This is a genomic window from Sphingobacterium sp. B29 (genome assembly GCF_001952815.1).
Lineage (GTDB): Bacteria > Bacteroidota > Bacteroidia > Sphingobacteriales > Sphingobacteriaceae > Sphingobacterium > Sphingobacterium siyangense.
Genome location: NZ_CP019158.1, coordinates 3893046 through 3908857, shown reverse-complemented (window position 1 = coordinate 3908857; position 15812 = coordinate 3893046). Strand labels below are relative to the sequence as shown.

At 40.7% G+C, this 15812-nt stretch carries 16 protein-coding genes; 9 read left to right on the top strand and 7 right to left on the bottom strand.

Going from position 1 to position 15812, the window contains the following annotated elements:
- Positions 1-4: 4 nt before the first annotated feature.
- Entirely contained in the window at positions 5-634 is a 630-nt protein-coding gene (locus BV902_RS16580) for a gluconate 2-dehydrogenase subunit 3 family protein (protein ID WP_075992886.1), read from the top strand.
- Positions 635-679: 45 nt separating this feature from the next.
- Here the strand turns inward: BV902_RS16580 and BV902_RS16575 are convergent, their stop codons facing one another.
- Complete coding sequence (locus BV902_RS16575; protein WP_075992885.1) at positions 680-1405, bottom strand: acyl-[acyl-carrier-protein] thioesterase; 726 nt, start codon at positions 1403-1405, stop codon at positions 680-682.
- A gap of 324 nt (positions 1406-1729) precedes the next feature.
- On the opposite strand from BV902_RS16575, the gene BV902_RS16570 reads away from it, so the two are divergent.
- On the top strand, positions 1730-1996 hold the full coding sequence (locus BV902_RS16570) for a hypothetical protein (RefSeq protein WP_172840699.1): 267 nt from the start codon (positions 1730-1732) through the stop codon (positions 1994-1996).
- Between the two features lie 121 nt (positions 1997-2117).
- Here the strand turns inward: BV902_RS16570 and BV902_RS16565 are convergent, their stop codons facing one another.
- The 6 genes from BV902_RS16565 to panB all read right to left on the bottom strand — a co-directional run bounded on the left by BV902_RS16565 (position 2118) and on the right by panB (position 9429).
- On the bottom strand, positions 2118-3419 hold the full coding sequence (locus BV902_RS16565) for a TolC family protein (protein ID WP_075992883.1): 1302 nt from the start codon (positions 3417-3419) through the stop codon (positions 2118-2120).
- A 7-nt stretch (positions 3420-3426) separates the two neighbouring features.
- Positions 3427-6510: an efflux RND transporter permease subunit gene (locus BV902_RS16560; RefSeq protein ID WP_075992882.1), complete on the bottom strand. Its 3084-nt coding sequence runs from the start codon at positions 6508-6510 to the stop codon at positions 3427-3429.
- A gap of 6 nt (positions 6511-6516) precedes the next feature.
- Positions 6517-7578, bottom strand: coding sequence for an efflux RND transporter periplasmic adaptor subunit (locus tag BV902_RS16555; RefSeq protein ID WP_075992881.1), 1062 nt, complete (start codon positions 7576-7578; stop codon positions 6517-6519).
- Positions 7579-7765: 187 nt separating this feature from the next.
- Positions 7766-7918, bottom strand: coding sequence for a 30S ribosomal protein THX (locus BV902_RS16550; protein ID WP_075992880.1), 153 nt, complete (start codon positions 7916-7918; stop codon positions 7766-7768).
- Between the two features lie 83 nt (positions 7919-8001).
- Positions 8002-8604 (bottom strand): hypothetical protein, encoded by a 603-nt coding sequence (locus BV902_RS16545; RefSeq protein WP_157626111.1) that lies wholly within the window; start codon positions 8602-8604, stop codon positions 8002-8004.
- 9 nt (positions 8605-8613) lie between these two features.
- Complete coding sequence (gene panB, locus BV902_RS16540) at positions 8614-9429, bottom strand: 3-methyl-2-oxobutanoate hydroxymethyltransferase (RefSeq protein WP_075992878.1); 816 nt, start codon at positions 9427-9429, stop codon at positions 8614-8616.
- Between the two features lie 83 nt (positions 9430-9512).
- Between panB and BV902_RS16535 the strand changes: the two genes are divergently transcribed.
- Genes BV902_RS16535 through BV902_RS16510 form a run of 7 tightly spaced genes read left to right on the top strand, consistent with a single transcriptional unit; the run spans position 9513 to position 15738 of the window.
- Positions 9513-10256 carry an RluA family pseudouridine synthase gene (locus tag BV902_RS16535; protein ID WP_075992877.1) on the top strand — a complete coding sequence of 248 codons (744 nt, stop codon included), beginning with the start codon at positions 9513-9515 and terminating at the stop codon, positions 10254-10256.
- Between the two features lie 14 nt (positions 10257-10270).
- Positions 10271-10864, top strand: coding sequence for a TlpA family protein disulfide reductase (locus BV902_RS16530; protein WP_075992876.1), 594 nt, complete (start codon positions 10271-10273; stop codon positions 10862-10864).
- Between the two features lie 22 nt (positions 10865-10886).
- On the top strand, positions 10887-11402 hold the full coding sequence (pyrF, locus tag BV902_RS28575) for an orotidine-5'-phosphate decarboxylase (RefSeq protein WP_335682240.1): 516 nt from the start codon (positions 10887-10889) through the stop codon (positions 11400-11402).
- Positions 11387-11722: a hypothetical protein gene (locus tag BV902_RS28570; protein ID WP_335682239.1), complete on the top strand. Its 336-nt coding sequence runs from the start codon at positions 11387-11389 to the stop codon at positions 11720-11722. The genes pyrF and BV902_RS28570 overlap by 16 nt, the downstream gene beginning before the upstream one ends.
- Positions 11723-11764: 42 nt before the next feature.
- Positions 11765-13315, top strand: a complete 1551-nt coding sequence (gene guaA / locus BV902_RS16520; protein WP_075992875.1) for a glutamine-hydrolyzing GMP synthase — start codon at positions 11765-11767, stop codon at positions 13313-13315.
- Positions 13272-14555, top strand: coding sequence for an ABC transporter substrate-binding protein (locus tag BV902_RS16515; protein WP_083663650.1), 1284 nt, complete (start codon positions 13272-13274; stop codon positions 14553-14555). Before guaA ends, BV902_RS16515 begins: the two co-directional genes overlap by 44 nt.
- A 7-nt stretch (positions 14556-14562) precedes the next feature.
- Positions 14563-15738: an RsmB/NOP family class I SAM-dependent RNA methyltransferase gene (locus tag BV902_RS16510; protein WP_075992874.1), complete on the top strand. Its 1176-nt coding sequence runs from the start codon at positions 14563-14565 to the stop codon at positions 15736-15738.
- Positions 15739-15812 lie beyond the last annotated feature (74 nt).

Below are 15812 nucleotides of genomic sequence, written 5' to 3'. Positions count from 1 at the left end.
TAGTATGAATAGAAGAGAAGCATTACAACGAGTTGCCTTAATTTTAGGAGGTACCGTTATCGGCGCTAATTTATTTTTGGAAGGTTGTACACGCTCAGCAACAAAAGATGTACAAGCCTTGTTTGAAGCGAAGACAACTGATTTATTAGGTGACTTGGCTGAAGCAATTTTACCAGCTACCGCAACTCCGGGCGCGAAAGAAGCAGGGGTAGGAAGTTTTATTCCGGTCATGGTTCGCGATTGTTATACGGAGAAGCAACAAAAAGCATTTTTAACGGGTTTTGGGAGCTTAGATGATAAAGCAAAAGAGGTGAAAGGAAAACCATTCCTGGAGCTTTCTGCTGAAGACAGAACAGCTGTTGCCGCTGCTTTGGATAAAGAAGCAAACGAGTTTAATAAAAAGCAAGCTGAAGATCAAAAAGATATTCTGGAGAAAAATAAAGAAAAACAAAATCAATTGTACAATTATGTTGAGAACGATCCACCACACTGGTTTACGATGTTCAAACAGTTGACATTGACTGGTTTCTTTAACTCAGAACTGGGTTGTACAAAAGCTTTGCGTTTTGTGAAGATCCCAGGAAGATTTGATGGCAACCTTCCTTACAAAAAAGGAGATAAGGCATTTGCATAACATGATGCTATATGTAAAATAAAGGGAGGCCCAAAGCCTCCCTTTTTATTTTGTTTCTATAGCCAAAGCAAAGTGGATTCGTTGCTGTTTAGTAACCGTCATAAAGTAACCTTGATCTGTTGCATCACCATTAATTTCTACCGTATCATTATAACGTAATTCACGCAGGTAATTCATCTCCAAGGATCTGATCTGATTGGTCAATACCAGCTCAATGGGCAATCTGTCCATACACCAATCCAGGTATTTTACATTGTTGGCGTGATTGACAATATCCAGGTCAGAGAGCTTAACGCTATATTCATCAATATTTTTGACGGTCTGGGAAATATCCAATTTTGAAAATGGCTGTTGTGTTGCCGGGCGATCAGGATAGGTGGTAAAATCTTCGGTGGAAATTGCGAGTGTTTCAGAGTTCCTTTTCACGGTATTGATGACAGCCCAATAACTGGTTGCAGTAACATAGATCTGTCCATTGACTGTAATTTCAAAATTCCGCGTTGAGCGTGCGCCCTCTAATTCTTGAACCCAAGTTTTTACCTTGACATGATCCATCCATTTGGGCAACCGTGCAATCTCTATGCGTATGCGGCTAAGAACCCAGGTTTGGTTATGTTTGGCCATTTCTTTAAAACCGAATCCGACAGCATTGGCATGTTCTCCCGCGGTAAGCTGCAGGATATTGGATAAATCGGAGAAACGAATACGGCCGTTAGAATAGCATTGTGTGAAATAAATTTCCCACTCTTTTTCAAAAACAGATTTTTCCATTTACATATTGTTTTGATCAAAAATAGGCAATATGAATGATTTGGGCTATAAATTCAAAATGAAATGACACTATATTTAGATATCTCGTTATAAATGCCTGTTGGGCTTGCTAGTGACCCTCAAAGTAATGCAGTGTGTCTAAAGTACAATCGTTTTTTTATTGTAAAATAAATGATAGTTTTCAAGGATTTTATTGATTTTTATCATGGGAATCGGTAGATTTAAATAAGCCAATGGCAGAAAGAGATAAAATAAGATTGGCTTTAAAGCGTTATAAAAGTAGCATAGCGCAAAACAATAATTTACACATTAAATGCTAGTATTATGGTTGGAGAACTAATAGCTAAAGAGGAAATTCCTCAATTTAAATTTATCCCGGCGAGTGAAGATAAGACAGCGACTTTTATGGATAAATTGAAAGGGGCACTTCGGTTGGGAAATGAGTTTAAATCCAAAACTGAAATCGCCTTTGAGACTGATTCCGGACCAAAGCGTATCGAGACCACTGTATGGTCGTTAACCGATAGATATATTCAGATTAAAAGTGGCGTTTTAATACCGCTGAGATCTATTATAGCGATTGACTATTAAATAGACAAACGAAAGGCTCCTCATTTAGTTAAGGAGCCTTTCGCTTTTAATGATAGATGCTGTTAAGAAGCGTATCAGTATTGTGTTCCTTTCTAAGAGGACCTCTTGCAAAAAGAAATTTCTAATACGTTTCGCCTGTTAATTCTTTTAGGCGTATCTCGGATACCTTCGCATCATATTGCGCTGTATAGCTACGTGTCATTACATTGATGTAGTTTAACTGCGCTGTTCTTACTTCTAAGGTTGTGATGGTACCGATACGGAATTTATCCATGGTGATGTTTAAATTTTCTTTTGCCAGCTCCTCATTTTTCCGTTCTACATTAGCCAGCTCCATATTGGTGATGTAGGTTTGGAATAGGGTTCTGACCTGAGCCTGGATATCCTGTTTTTGTTGCTGTATCTGTAGCTCGGAGCCTTTAATCTGAAATTTGGCAATCCGTTCGTTTCTATTTTGCAGAAATCCATTGAAAATATTAAGGGAAGCCGATACGCCGTAGGTAAGACCTCTATTTTTGTTTTCTGTCGAGAATCCGAGGGAGGAGTGGGATTCGTTCCAGTTGTACCCACTATTTAAGCCAATTTTGGGATAACGTTCGGCCTTAACTGCTTTTAAGTTGAGCTCGGCCACCCGATTGTTGATGATGGCAAGCTGAATTTGCGGATTTTGTCGATCGGCAATTTCGATCAGATTACCAAGTTTAAGATCCGTATCAAGTTTCATGTCGTCTTCAATTTGAAAATCTAGGCTCAAGTCGCGCGTCATCAGCTGATTGAGGTAAGTCTTGGTATTTTTGAAGCTTTCCTGTTGTCTGAGTAAGTTTGTCTGATCGGTATTTAAATCGACTTTTGCATTCAGGAGGTCAAGCTTGGAGCCTTTCCCGATCTCCAGGCGATTTTCGGCAAGCGTGACACGGTATTTCGATAAGGTGATGGTTGTATCTAGGGCATTTATCAGGCGCTTTTGTTGCACCAGATTGTAGTAGGTAGCCATGACTTCGCTGAGCTGGGTAATCACTTGATATTTAATCTCCGCTTCACCTTGACGTTGTATTTCTTTGAAGCGGTCGCGACGGGCGAACATGCCCAATCCATCGAATATCGTCCAGTTTAGGTTAACTCCATAAGACATGTTATCATTTTTGGCATTGGAAATCTGCTGTATTTGACCATCTGCTCTGACCTGCCTTGAATTCTGGATGGAGTTGCTTCTATTGAACGTTCCAGTTACCGCTGGAAGCATACCGGCGCTTCCCAGACTGGTATTCTCCATATCGATGTTATTGTCATTTTTAGCCAAAAGAATATTGAAGTTATTGCTCAACGTTGTTTTTAGCGCATCTTCCAAGGTCAGTATCTCTTGTGCACGAGCTTGAAACATGAGGGAGTAAAGTAATACTAGTAGGATGAAATTTCTCTTCATGTCTTTATTATTCGTAGCTTTTAATGTTATCAAATTCAGGTCTATGCTTTTTTTGTCTTGACCACATGTAATAGATTGCCGGGATAATGAACAAGGTTAGGATAAGGGAGAATATTGTACCACCAACGATAACAACCCCCATACCAATTCTACTCGTTGAAGCAGCTCCAAGTGACATGGCAATCGGTAATGCGCCCAAGGCAATGGCTAGACTTGTCATTAAGATCGGTCTGAGGCGTGATTCGGCAGAGTGCATAATTGCTTCAAATTTTTCCATTCCCTCTTCGCGCATCTGGTTGGCAAACTCAACAATCAAGATACCATTTTTGGTCACGAGACCAATTAGCATAATCGTTCCAATTTGGCTGAATATATTCCAGGTTTGATCAAATAACCATAGACTTATCAGTGCTCCGGCAACGGCCATGGGTACCGTAAGGATAATGATAAATGGGTCGAGGAAGCTTTCAAATTGGGCCGCTAAGATCAGGTAGATAAGCAACAAAGCAAGGCCAAAGGCAAATAGTGTATTGGAACTACTTTCAACGAAGTCACGTGATTCGCCACTGAGGTCGGTGGTGAAACTCTGATCGAGGACCTTTTCTTTTATGCGATCCATTGCTGCAATGCCGTCACTCATACTCATGCCCGGCGCCAAACCGGCTGAAACTGTAGCCGACATGTAGCGGTTATTGTGGTAGAGTTGGGGTGGACTGCTCTCTTCCTTAACGCTTACAACGTTGTCTAACTGGATAAGCTGTCCGAGGTTATTTCGCACGTAAATTGACGCAAGGTCTGTAGGTGTGGCTCTACGGTCGTTTTCAACCTGGCCTATGACCTGATATTGTTTGCCATCACGCATAAAATAAGCGAAACGTTGGCCGCTTAGTAATAATTGGAGGGACTGCGAAACGTCAAGTACGGAAACGCCCAGACTGAGGGCTTTCAGACGATCAATTTCGACATGCAGTTCGGGTTTGTTGAACTTCAGGTTGATGTCCGTTGTGGAGAATGCGGGATCGCTGTTGACCTCATTCATAAATTCGGGTATCTTTTCCTGAAGTTTTTCAAAATTTTGTGCCTGGATAATGTACTGAACAGGTAATCCACCTCTGCGATTCATGGATATCGTCGGCGTTTGCGAAACATTGACGCGGACACCATCGTATTTTTTTGTCCATTTAGTGAGCTCTTTGGCAATATCGTCCTGTGATTTTTTACGCTCACTTGGATCAACGAGAGTCATCCGTATACGTCCGGAGTTGACTGAGCTTGCGCCGAAACCCGGAGAGGTAATGTTTAAACTGATTTTGTTCTCAGGAATGGAATCGTAGACCAATTTGTCCAATTCCTGCATGTATCGGTCCATGTATTCATAGGTAGCACCTTCCGGGCCTGTCACATTGACGGAGATATTACTTCTGTCATCATAAGGCGCCGTTTCTTTTTTAATGGAGGAGAAAAGGATGCCAATAATGACAAAACATAGGATCAGGATTGGAAAGCTGATCCATTTGAATTTCATGAATTTCTCCAGTGCATTGGCATAACCTTTATTCATTTTGACGAACATTGGTTCGGTCCAATCGTAAAATTTCGTCTTCTTGTGTCCACCACCTTTGATTAGATAGGCATTGAGCATCGGCGTGAGGGTGAGGGAAACAAATGCGGAAACCAATACGGCCGAGGCGATGACGACACCAAACTCCCGGAAAAGCCGTCCCACAAATCCCTGAAGAAATATAACGGGTAAGAATACGGCTGCAAGTGTGATTGAAATGGAAATAACAGCGAAGAATATTTCCTTCGACCCTTTCAGGGCCGCCTCAATAGGGGACATTCCTTCTTCAACTTTCTTGAAGATATTTTCGGTAACAACGATACCATCGTCGACAACAAGCCCCGTCGCGAGTACAATAGCGAGCAGTGTCAGTACATTGATAGAAAATCCGAAAATATACATAATAAAAAATGTCGCGATCAAGGATACGGGAATGTCCAATAAAGGACGTAGTGCGATACCCCAGTCGCGGAAGAAAAAATAGATAATTAGGGTGACCAGAATGATCGAAATCAGGAGTGTCTCGGCGACCTCCTCAACAGATTTTTTGATGAATGTCGTATTATCAGAAGCGATGTTGAGTATAATATCCTGCGGCAGATCTTCTTTGATCTGATCGAGCATTTTATAGAAATTGTTGGCAATATCGAGGTAATTTGTTCCTGGCTGCGGAATAATGGCAATACCGACCAGCTGTTTACCGTTACTGACCATTTTTGTTTCGAGATTTTCAGCATCTATTTCTGCCCGGCCAATATCGATAAACTTGACGATACGGCTGCTATCGGCCTTTAAAATGATGTTATTGAATTGCTCAGGAGTAGACAGGTTGCCGACGGTTTTTACGGTGAGCTCGGTTGTGTTTCCGACAATTTTCCCCGAAGGTAATTCAACATTCTGGCTATTCAATGCCGTACGAATATCCGAAGCTGTGATACCATAGGCAGCCATACGGTCGGGGTTGAGCCATAGACGCATGGCGTAACGTTTTTGACCATAGATCTGTGTGCTGCTGACACCGGGGATGGTTTGCAACCTTTCGGAAATCACATTTTCGGCGTAGTCGCTCAGCGAAAGTTTATCGCGCGTCTCACTTTGCAATGTCAATGTAATAATAGGATCGGAGTCCGCATCGGCTTTGGATACCACTGGTGGGGCATCAATATCCTGTGGTAGGCTTCGCACGGCTTGGGATACTTTATCCCGGACATCATTTGCGGCTTCCTCAAGGTTCTTTTTTAAGTCAAACTCAATGGTGATATTACTGGATCCTTGATTGCTCGAAGAAGAGATGTTGCGGATACCATCGATCGAGTTTATGGCCTTTTCTAGCGGCTCGGTAATCTGAGATTCAATGATATCTGGATTGGCACCGGCATAGTTTGTTCTGACGGAAACAATCGCTGGGTCAATAGAGGGGTATTCGCGTACGCCTAGAAAACTAAAACCAATATAGCCAAACAATATGATGGTAATATTGACGACAATAGTTAAAACAGGACGTTTAATAAAAACTGCAGATAAATTCATGTACAACTAGTTAGCTAATGATACCTTAACTTTTGCTCCATCTTTTAACGACAGAACGCCCGTGGTTAAAACGGTGTCACCGGCACTGATGCCAGATAGAATGACGATGTCTTTGTCGGTACGCGCACCTGTTTCAACCTTCACTTCCTTGGCAAGGCCATGCTGTAATACAAAGACCTTTTTTCCATCCTGTACGGGAACAATGGCTTCTGTTGGAATGGATATCGCATCGTTTTCCACTTCGATCGGCACAATCACATTGACAAAGGATCCGACTTTCAATTTACCCTGATCGTTCGTTGCTCTGGCGCGGACGGTGAGTGTTCTGGTGTTAAGTGATACTTGCGGTTCAACGGCGTAAATGTTTGCTTTTATGATGGTTGGGTCGTTGGCTACGCTGAACTCAATGGGCATGTTTATTTTAACAATATTGCTGTATTTTTCGGGAACTGCAAAGGTAATTTTGACAAGATTGTCCTTCACTAAGTTTGTAATCAGGGTACTGGATGAGACAATGGCTCCTACGGAAATATTCCGAAGTCCAATCATGCCACTAAAAGGGGCGCGGATGGTTGTTTTGGATATTTGTGCCTGAATCAACTGGATCTGTGCTAAGGAGGTTTTTAAAGCTGCACTGGCTATATCAAACTCCTCCTGACTGATTGCTCCTTTTTGCAGCAGCAGTTTGGCCCGACGTTCATTTTCGGCATTCAGCTGGTTTGTTGTTTGTGCTTGTCTTAATTGTGCCTGAAGTTCAATATCATCAATCTTGATCAAGGGTTCGCCCTGTTTGATGCGCTGCCCTTCGGAGAAATAGATTTTGGTGATTCGACCACTTACTTCACTTCTGATTTCAACCTGCTCTTCTGCGTCAATGCTTCCTGAGAGATTAATGGATCGATCGGCGACGGAAGATTTGGCAATGATAGCCTGTGCGGGGACTGGCATATCTTTTTTCCCATTGGGCTTATCAGCTTCTTTTTTGTCTTTTTTAGCAGTTATCAGAAAGTATCCACCTCCAAACACAGCACAAGCCAAAAGGAGGTAAATGATCGATTTTTTATTCATACGGATATAGTCTCTTATGTACTTTTTACATTTAACGGGTAAATATAGGTTTATTATTATGAGGATATCAGTTGTCAAAAGGATTTTACAATAGGACCAAAACTTTGCAAATGGACATCGAAATGGGCGTATTGGGAACGATTGGAAATAAAAAAAGCCAGAAATAAGTTTCTAGCTTTATTGACTACTATTTTTTTGATTTTGCTTTTTGTTCCACTTCTTTTGAAGCCCCATTTTTTACTTTTGGCTTGATGGCAGCTTTCGATACATGTGGTCTTCTTTTTCCAAAAGAACCATTTGATATTTTTCCTCTTCTGGTCTTGATATCACCTTTTCCCATAGTGTAAAATATTTTGGTTTTAACAAATTATATTGATTACCTAAATATAACACTTTCTTTTCGGATGTTCAACCTGTTCATTTTTAAATAATTGGAAAAATACGTTTTTGAATAGCTACATTGAAGTTTTGATTAATCGTGTCGAAAAATAAATTATTGACGGGCCTGTTTTCAGCGACTAAATAAGGGATTTCCAATATTTTGTTCTTTAACTTGATACGGTAGTAGCCATATAATAAACCTTTGGTCGTTTGAATTGATTCGATCTTCTGAACGGCTTCTATGTCCTTAAAAATGTTAAAAGCATAATTTTCTCCTTTTAGCTGTTCAATAAAAACCTCATTGGTTTTGGCATTGTACCATATTTGTTGGCTTTTGAGCTTACTAAAGTGGTTGTTGAACAGAAAGAGATAGCCCAACAAGAAAAAGGCAATCGGAAGCAGGAACAGGACAATTTTTATCTTCATGAACAGCAAAATGGTGATCAAAATGAGGATAACCCCCATAACGGCATTGGAAACGCTCTTCTTTAGATTTGCCTGGATGACTGGAGATGAAGCTTCAATCAACTGAAAACCTGATTTTAAATTTCTGGACATATCCTCGGTAAACCCAAATAGATTGAATTTTTTGCGTATCATCAGATAAGCAATAAGAACAATAAGCCCAATGATCAAAAACCGCATATTTTTCTTCTAGTATTGTTCGTCTTCGTTCGGGTATTGTACCGCTTTTACTTCGGCCACATAATTTCCTACTGCTGTTGTGATTTGTTCGTGCAAATTAGCGAAATGACGCATAAATTTTGGTTTGAAGTCGGCATTCATTCCAAGCATATCGTTAATCACAAGGACTTGTCCATCGCAATCCGGCCCAGCCCCAATACCCACTGTTGGAATCACTAGTTTTTCGGTTACTGTTTTAGCTAATTTTGCCGGTATCTTTTCCAGAACAATTGCAAAACAGCCCGCCTCCTGCAAAGCGAGTGCATCTTCGATAAGTTTAGCGGCTTCTTGTTCTTCTTTTGCCCGCACACCAAAATTTCCAAATTTATTGATGGATTGGGGAGTCAGCCCCAGGTGTCCACATACAGGGATGCCTCCGGCAATGATTTTTTTGATGTTTTCGATAATTTCAAGTCCTCCCTCTAGTTTCAATGCGTGCGCACCCGATTCTTTCATCATGCGTACAGCTGCATTGTAAGCTTCATTGGCAGAGCCCTGATAAGATCCAAATGGCAAATCTGCTAATACCATGGCACGTTCGGTACCTCTAGCAACAGCAGCGGCATGGTAGATCATATTATCTAGGGTGATAGGCAAGGTGGTTTCGTAGCCAGCAAATACGTTGGCAGCGGAATCTCCAATCAAAATAACGTCAACACCAGCTTGATCTACCATTTTGGCCATGGAGTAATCATAGCTTGTAAGCATAGAAATCTTTTCCTGACGTTCTTTCATGGCTTGCAGCATTGCTGTGCTTACTCGTTTCATTTCTTTGTTTACAGACATCTTAACTTATATTGTGTGTTCAAAAGTAAGCTTTTTATCATACATTGACCAATATTCTGCCTTGTGTTTTGTATTTTTGCAGAATGATACAAAATGAGACTCGTCTATTTAAATTTCCCAAATTTTCAGAATTAATCATCCACGAGGATGAAAATTTGATTGTTATCAATAAACCGCCGTTTGTCGCTTCTTTAGATGAACGTGAGGGTGGGGAGGTCAATATTCTTCGCTTAGCGAAGAAATATCATCCTGATGCACAGGTGTGCCACCGCCTGGATAAAGAGACCTCGGGTATTTTATTAATTGCAAAAAATCCAGAAACATACCGTACAATTTCCATTGCATTTGAAAAAAGAAAAGTGAATAAGATTTATCATGCAATCATAGGTGGTACACATACTTTTCAGGATTTGCTTGTCGATTTGCCCATCTTGAACCAAGGCAATAAAAATGTATCTATTGATCGTGCAAACGGCAAACCGGCAGAGACCATCTTCAATTCGATCAAATACTACAAGAACTATACCCTAGTGGAATGTAAACCCATTACAGGACGTATGCACCAAATCCGTATTCACTTAGCGACACAACATGCCGCTATTGTGGGGGATGACATGTATCGCGGTAAACCTGTGTATTTGTCCCAAATCAAGAAAAGGGGATATACATTATCCAAAGATGAAGAGGAACAACCCATTATGAAGCGTTTTGCGCTACATTCAAAACATGTTGAATTTGAGTTGAACGGAGTTAAGATGGCTTTTGAGGCACCTTATCCAAAGGATTTTGCGACCTTGTTGAAGCTGTTGGATAAGTTTGATTCTTAATAGCGGGATTACCTATGAGTCCGAAGACAAAAAAGATAATCGGAAACGTTGTATTTGTACTGCTCATCGGTTTGTTGATCTGGCCAACAAGTAGAAGTTATTTTCAGCAATTTTTAATGAAAATGGGTTTTTTCAAACCTAAACTGGAGCTTAATTCAGCTTCTAAAGAATCCGATAGGGTGGCTCCAGGGGGCGCATTCAGTCATGTCTCCTTTGTCAATTCGCTGGGAGAAACAGTCAAGGTGGCGGATCTGAAGGGAAAAGTGGTGTTTATTAATTTTTGGGCAACGTGGTGTGCACCTTGTCGCGCAGAAATGCCTTCGATCAATGTACTCTATAATCGCTATAAAGATAACGCAAATATGGTGTTTTTGATTGTGGAGATAGAAGGCAGGAAAGCAAAAGCAGAGGCTTTTATGAAGGAACAGCAGCTGACTTTGCCGATTAGTTTTCCAGACAGCGATATTCCAAAGGAGTGGCTCTCGGGATCTATTCCTTCAACGGTGATATTGGACAAAGCGGGTAATGTAGCGACACGGCATGAAGGTATGGCGGATTATTCAAGCCCTGATGTAGGTAAATTTATTCAAGATTTAATCAATAAATAATTTTAAGATCTCTAAATATAGCATGACAAGAGCAGAACTTATTCATCAAATAAAAGCGAAACGCTCATTTTTATGTGTCGGATTAGACACAGACCTCACGAAAATCCCGGAGCATCTCTTGGATGATGAGGATCCGATCTATAGCTTCAATAAGGCTATCATAGATGCAACGGCTGATTTGTGTGTTGCCTATAAGCCCAATATTGCGTTTTATGAATGTTATGGAATCAAAGGCTGGCAATCGCTTCAAAAAACCTGGGCTGCGTTACCAAAGGATTGTTTCAGTATTGCTGACGCAAAAAGGGGGGATATTGGCAATACGTCGGGACGTTATGCGATGGCATTTTTTGATGAAAAGACGTCTGGTCTTGGCTTTGATAGTATTACAATCGCACCTTATATGGGGAAGGACTCGGTGACTCCATTTTTGGATTTTAACGATAAATGGGCAATCGTACTTGCTTTGACATCGAATGAGGGTAGCTTGGACTTTCAAATTTTGAAAACAAAGAAGGGCTGCAATTGTTCGAACAGGTGATCGATAAAGTCAATACCTGGGGGACACCTGACAATTTGATGTATGTTGTCGGAGCAACACGCGGAGAGGGCTTTATCAAAATTAGGGAACATGCACCATACCATTTTTTATTGGTTCCAGGAGTGGGGGCGCAAGGAGGTTCGCTTGAAGATGTTTGTAAATTTGGTATGAACAAAGATTGTGGGCTTTTAGTAAACAGCACAAGAGGAATTATCTATGCTTCAAAAGGACGTGATTTCGCTGAAAGAGCACGAGAGGAAGCCCTAATTCTACAGAAAGAAATGGAAGTAGAACTGTTAAAAGCAGGCATTATTTCCTGATTTGACATTTAATAATTCATTCGTAATACTTACCTTTGCAGCATGCCAGAAAAAATTATAATTCTAGACTTCGGGTCTCAGTACACACAGTTGATCGCTAGACGTGTCAGAGAACTAAATGTGTATTGTGAGATACACCCGTTCAATAAATTGCCAGATTTTGATGACTCCGTAAAAGGTGTTATCTTTTCAGGAAGTCCTTATTCTGTTAGACAAGAAGATGCACCGCAAATTGATTTTGTCGCTATTCAGGATCGTTTCCCACTTTTAGGAGTTTGTTACGGAGCACAATACATTGCTCAAAAATCAGGTGGTGAAGTGTTACCTTCTGAAATCCGCGAATATGGTCGTGCAAATCTGCAGTTTGTCAATAGTGAGAATGAATTATTGGCAGGAGTACCAACTCAATCGCAGGTATGGATGTCTCATGGAGACACTATCAAAGAAGTTCCTGCAAATTTTGATATTATAGCAAGTACGGATAAAGTTCGCGTTGCTGCTTATCAAGTAAAAGGCACCCGTACCTATGGTATACAATTCCACCCGGAAGTAACACATAGTACTGATGGGGCTATCTTATTGAAAAACTTCGTTGTAGACATTTGTGGTTGTGCACAGGATTGGACACCAGACGCATTTGTTGAAACAACAGTATCCTCTTTGAAAGCGCAATTGGGTGACGATCACGTTATCATGGCTTTGTCAGGAGGAGTAGATTCAACAGTAGCAGCAGTATTGTTGCACCAAGCAATCGGAAAAAATTTACATTGTATTTTCGTAGATCATGGTCTGCTTCGTAAAGATGAATACGAGCAGGTATTGGATTCTTACAAAAATATGGGGTTAAATATTAAAGGAATAAATGCCAAGGATTTATTTTATGGTAGATTAGCTGGGGTTTCTGAACCAGAAGAGAAACGTAAAATCATTGGTAATTCATTTATTGATGTTTTTGATGAAGCTGCAAAAGAAATCCAAAAGGAATTACCTGAAGGAATTGAAGCGAAATGGTTGGGACAAGGAACAATTTACCCAGATATTATCGAGTCGGTTTCAGTGAAAGGACCTTCAGCAACAATCAAATCGCACCATAACGTTGGTGGTTTACCTGATTTCATGAAATTGAAAGTCGTAGAACCACTTAAAACGTTGTTTAAAGATGAAGTAAGAAGAGTAGGAAAAGCTTTAGAAGTGGATCAGGCAATTTTAGGCAGACATCCCTTCCCTGGACCAGGTTTGGCAATTCGTATTTTAGGTGATATTACACCTGAGCGTGTACGTATTGTACAAGAGGCTGATGCGATCTTTATCAATAATCTGAAGGAAGCTGGCTGGTACGATAAAGTATGGCAAGCTGGTACAATTTTCTTGCCAGTGCGTTCTGTAGGCGTAATGGGTGACGAGCGTACTTACGAGCATGTTGTTAGCTTACGTGCAGTTGGTTCTCTTGATGGAATGACTGCGGATTGGATACATTTACCATATGACCTGTTGGCAAAAATTTCAAATGAAATTATCAACCATGTGAAAGGAATAAACAGAGTTGTATATGATATCAGTTCAAAACCGCCCGCTACAATTGAGTGGGAATAAAATATGGGTTGCGGCACTTGTAGCATTATGTCTTGCAAGCTGCACAACGAAAAAAAGCACAGTATTGCGTTCGCCTTCCTCTGGTCAAGGCGAACAGCAAACTGCTGTGACTAAACCGGCAGTTGACAAAGATAAGATCGTTGCCAAAGTGGGGGATATCCAGGATGTCAACGGCCATGCTGTGAAAAATAATCGCATCGCCTTGCTATTACCATTCGAGTTAAGTGGTATTGCGGGGACGATTACAAAAGAAGATGTGGAACGTTCTTCCTTGGCACTTGATTTTTATCAGGGATTTCAATTGGGCCTTGACAAAATTGCCAAAGAGGGTGCTTTATTTGATCTACAGGTAATTGATTCTCGAGACAATGTTGCCTACAATGCGACTTTAGGGACTTCGGCGAATGTCAAAGATGCCGTACTTGTGGTCGGTCCGGTATATCCGCGTGAGATAAAAAGCTTTGGGCAAACATTTGCAAATAAGAATGTGTTACAAGTTTCTCCGTTGGCGGCGACTATGGCTTCTGAATTTAGCTTACCTAATTTGGTTTCCATCACACCATCTATTCGTACACACTCGGAAACATTAGCAAAATATGTTGCTGATCAGTATTATACGGGTGATCAGATTCTGGTATACGATGCCGGTGACGATGAAAGCAAACAGTTTCTAGTCAATTTTGTTAGCGAAATTTCAAAGGCTAATGCACAGGCAAAAGTAAAAACTGTTATGAGCGTCAACGAGCTCAACAATAGCCTTGTGTTGACTGGAACTAATCATGTCATTTCTGGTACGGCCAATAAGAATTTGGTAAAGGGGCTTTTGGATGCTATGGACGAACGCTTTTTGAATCCAGGTAACCAGTTTAAGTTGTATGGACATCCAAATATGGCTAAGCTTTCGTTTGAGAATTTCGAAAATATGGATTTCTATGGACTTACTATTACCTCTTCCAACTTGGTGAATGAGGGTGATAGTGATACCCGGAAATTTATTGGAAATTATAAATCGGCTTATAAAGTAGACCCGTCTGAGTTTTCTTATAAAGGTTATGATGCGGCATTGTATTTCGGTCGATTGATTCATAAATATGGCGTGGATTATGTTAGCCGAATGACGCAAGATAAGTTTTCGGGATTGAATAGCGATTACAAATTTGAGTTTTATCCAAAATGGGGCTATGCTAATAGAGCTTTGGGTATAATGGTTTATCACAACAAAAAATTTGAAAGAAAATAATCTTTGAATGGCTGAATTCAGTGAAAGACGTGTTCATCAGCAAATACGTAATTTTGAGCGGGCAATGGATGGTTTTGAAGCTGATCAACCATTTTCGCGTTATTTGACTACTTTTTTTAAGTTGAACAAGCAAATGGGATCTTCCGACCGGAAGTCTACCTCCCGTTTATGTTATAATTATTTTCGTTTGGGAATGGCGGCTTCGCAGTTGTCGCAACAGCGTAGATTGGTGCTTGCGGAATTTCTATGTGAACAGGAAAGTCCCTTGGTGGCCCTTTTTGAGCCTTCCTATAGCGATAAACTCCATCTGCCGCTGAAAGACAAAATTGCATTTCTAGCGTCTGAGGGTATTTTTAAACTTAATGACCTCTTTCCTTTTGCGGATTATATTTCTGAAGAGGTTGACTTGGTGCAATTTTTAGAGAGCCAGTTGATCCAGCCCAACTTATATATTCGGGTGAAACGCGGGAAGACAAAGGTCGTGTGCGCTATTTTGGATAACAATCAGATTCCTTATTCCATGATTGGCGATCAGACTATCGCCTTGAATAATGGAACATCCTTGCAGCGATTTGATGTCTTGGATGGGATCATAGAAGTGCAGGATCTGTCTTCGCAGCGCACTTTGGATTATATGGAACCCGCTGAAAGAGAATCCTGGTGGGATGCATGTGCGGCTTCGGGTGGGAAATCGCTCTTGTTGATGGATGCTTGTCCATCTGTTAATCTTTTGGTTTCTGATGTTCGCATGAGTATTCTCCGAAATCTCGATGAACGTTTTGACCGTGCCGGAATAAAGCATTACCGAAAAAAAATACTCGATCTTACCAAGGATAGCTTCGCAATTCTTGGGAGCGAACGATTTGACGGGGTGTTATTGGATGCGCCTTGTACTGGATCGGGGACTTGGGGGCGCACACCAGAAATGGTTAGACAGTTTCGGGCCGCTAAGATTGCCGAATTCAATGCACTACAAAAGAATATTGCAAGTAATGTGGTGGGGCATGTTAAAGCGGGCAAGCCTTTGATTTATATAACCTGCTCTATTTTTAAAGCAGAAAACGAAGATGTTGTCAATTACATTGTAGATAATTTTGGTTTTGAAATAGAACGTATGGACTATTTGAAAGGTTATGAAGAGAAAGCGGATAGTATGTTTGTGGCGAGATTGATTAAAAAGTAATTTATATATATAATACAAGCAAAAAGGCTATTTTTTCCAATGAAAAAATAGCCTTTTTTTATACATATGGACCG

Bases quoted from the DNA above. Each gene is read 5' to 3' on its own strand.
- BV902_RS16580 (WP_075992886.1), top strand. From the start codon at position 5: ATGAATAGAAGAGAAGCATTACAACGAGTTGCCTTAATTTTAGGAGGT.
- BV902_RS16575 (WP_075992885.1), bottom strand. From the start codon at position 1,405: ATGGAAAAATCTGTTTTTGAAAAAGAGTGGGAAATTTATTTCACACAA.
- BV902_RS16570 (WP_172840699.1), top strand. From the start codon at position 1,730: ATGGTTGGAGAACTAATAGCTAAAGAGGAAATTCCTCAATTTAAATTT.
- BV902_RS16565 (WP_075992883.1), bottom strand. From the start codon at position 3,419: ATGAAGAGAAATTTCATCCTACTAGTATTACTTTACTCCCTCATGTTT.
- BV902_RS16560 (WP_075992882.1), bottom strand. From the start codon at position 6,510: ATGAATTTATCTGCAGTTTTTATTAAACGTCCTGTTTTAACTATTGTC.
- BV902_RS16555 (WP_075992881.1), bottom strand. From the start codon at position 7,578: ATGAATAAAAAATCGATCATTTACCTCCTTTTGGCTTGTGCTGTGTTT.
- BV902_RS16550 (WP_075992880.1), bottom strand. From the start codon at position 7,918: ATGGGAAAAGGTGATATCAAGACCAGAAGAGGAAAAATATCAAATGGT.
- BV902_RS16545 (WP_157626111.1), bottom strand. From the start codon at position 8,604: ATGCGGTTTTTGATCATTGGGCTTATTGTTCTTATTGCTTATCTGATG.
- panB (WP_075992878.1), bottom strand. From the start codon at position 9,429: ATGTCTGTAAACAAAGAAATGAAACGAGTAAGCACAGCAATGCTGCAA.
- BV902_RS16535 (WP_075992877.1), top strand. From the start codon at position 9,513: ATGATACAAAATGAGACTCGTCTATTTAAATTTCCCAAATTTTCAGAA.
- BV902_RS16530 (WP_075992876.1), top strand. From the start codon at position 10,271: ATGAGTCCGAAGACAAAAAAGATAATCGGAAACGTTGTATTTGTACTG.
- pyrF (WP_335682240.1), top strand. From the start codon at position 10,887: ATGACAAGAGCAGAACTTATTCATCAAATAAAAGCGAAACGCTCATTT.
- guaA (WP_075992875.1), top strand. From the start codon at position 11,765: ATGCCAGAAAAAATTATAATTCTAGACTTCGGGTCTCAGTACACACAG.
- BV902_RS16515 (WP_083663650.1), top strand. From the start codon at position 13,272: ATGATATCAGTTCAAAACCGCCCGCTACAATTGAGTGGGAATAAAATA.
- BV902_RS16510 (WP_075992874.1), top strand. From the start codon at position 14,563: ATGGCTGAATTCAGTGAAAGACGTGTTCATCAGCAAATACGTAATTTT.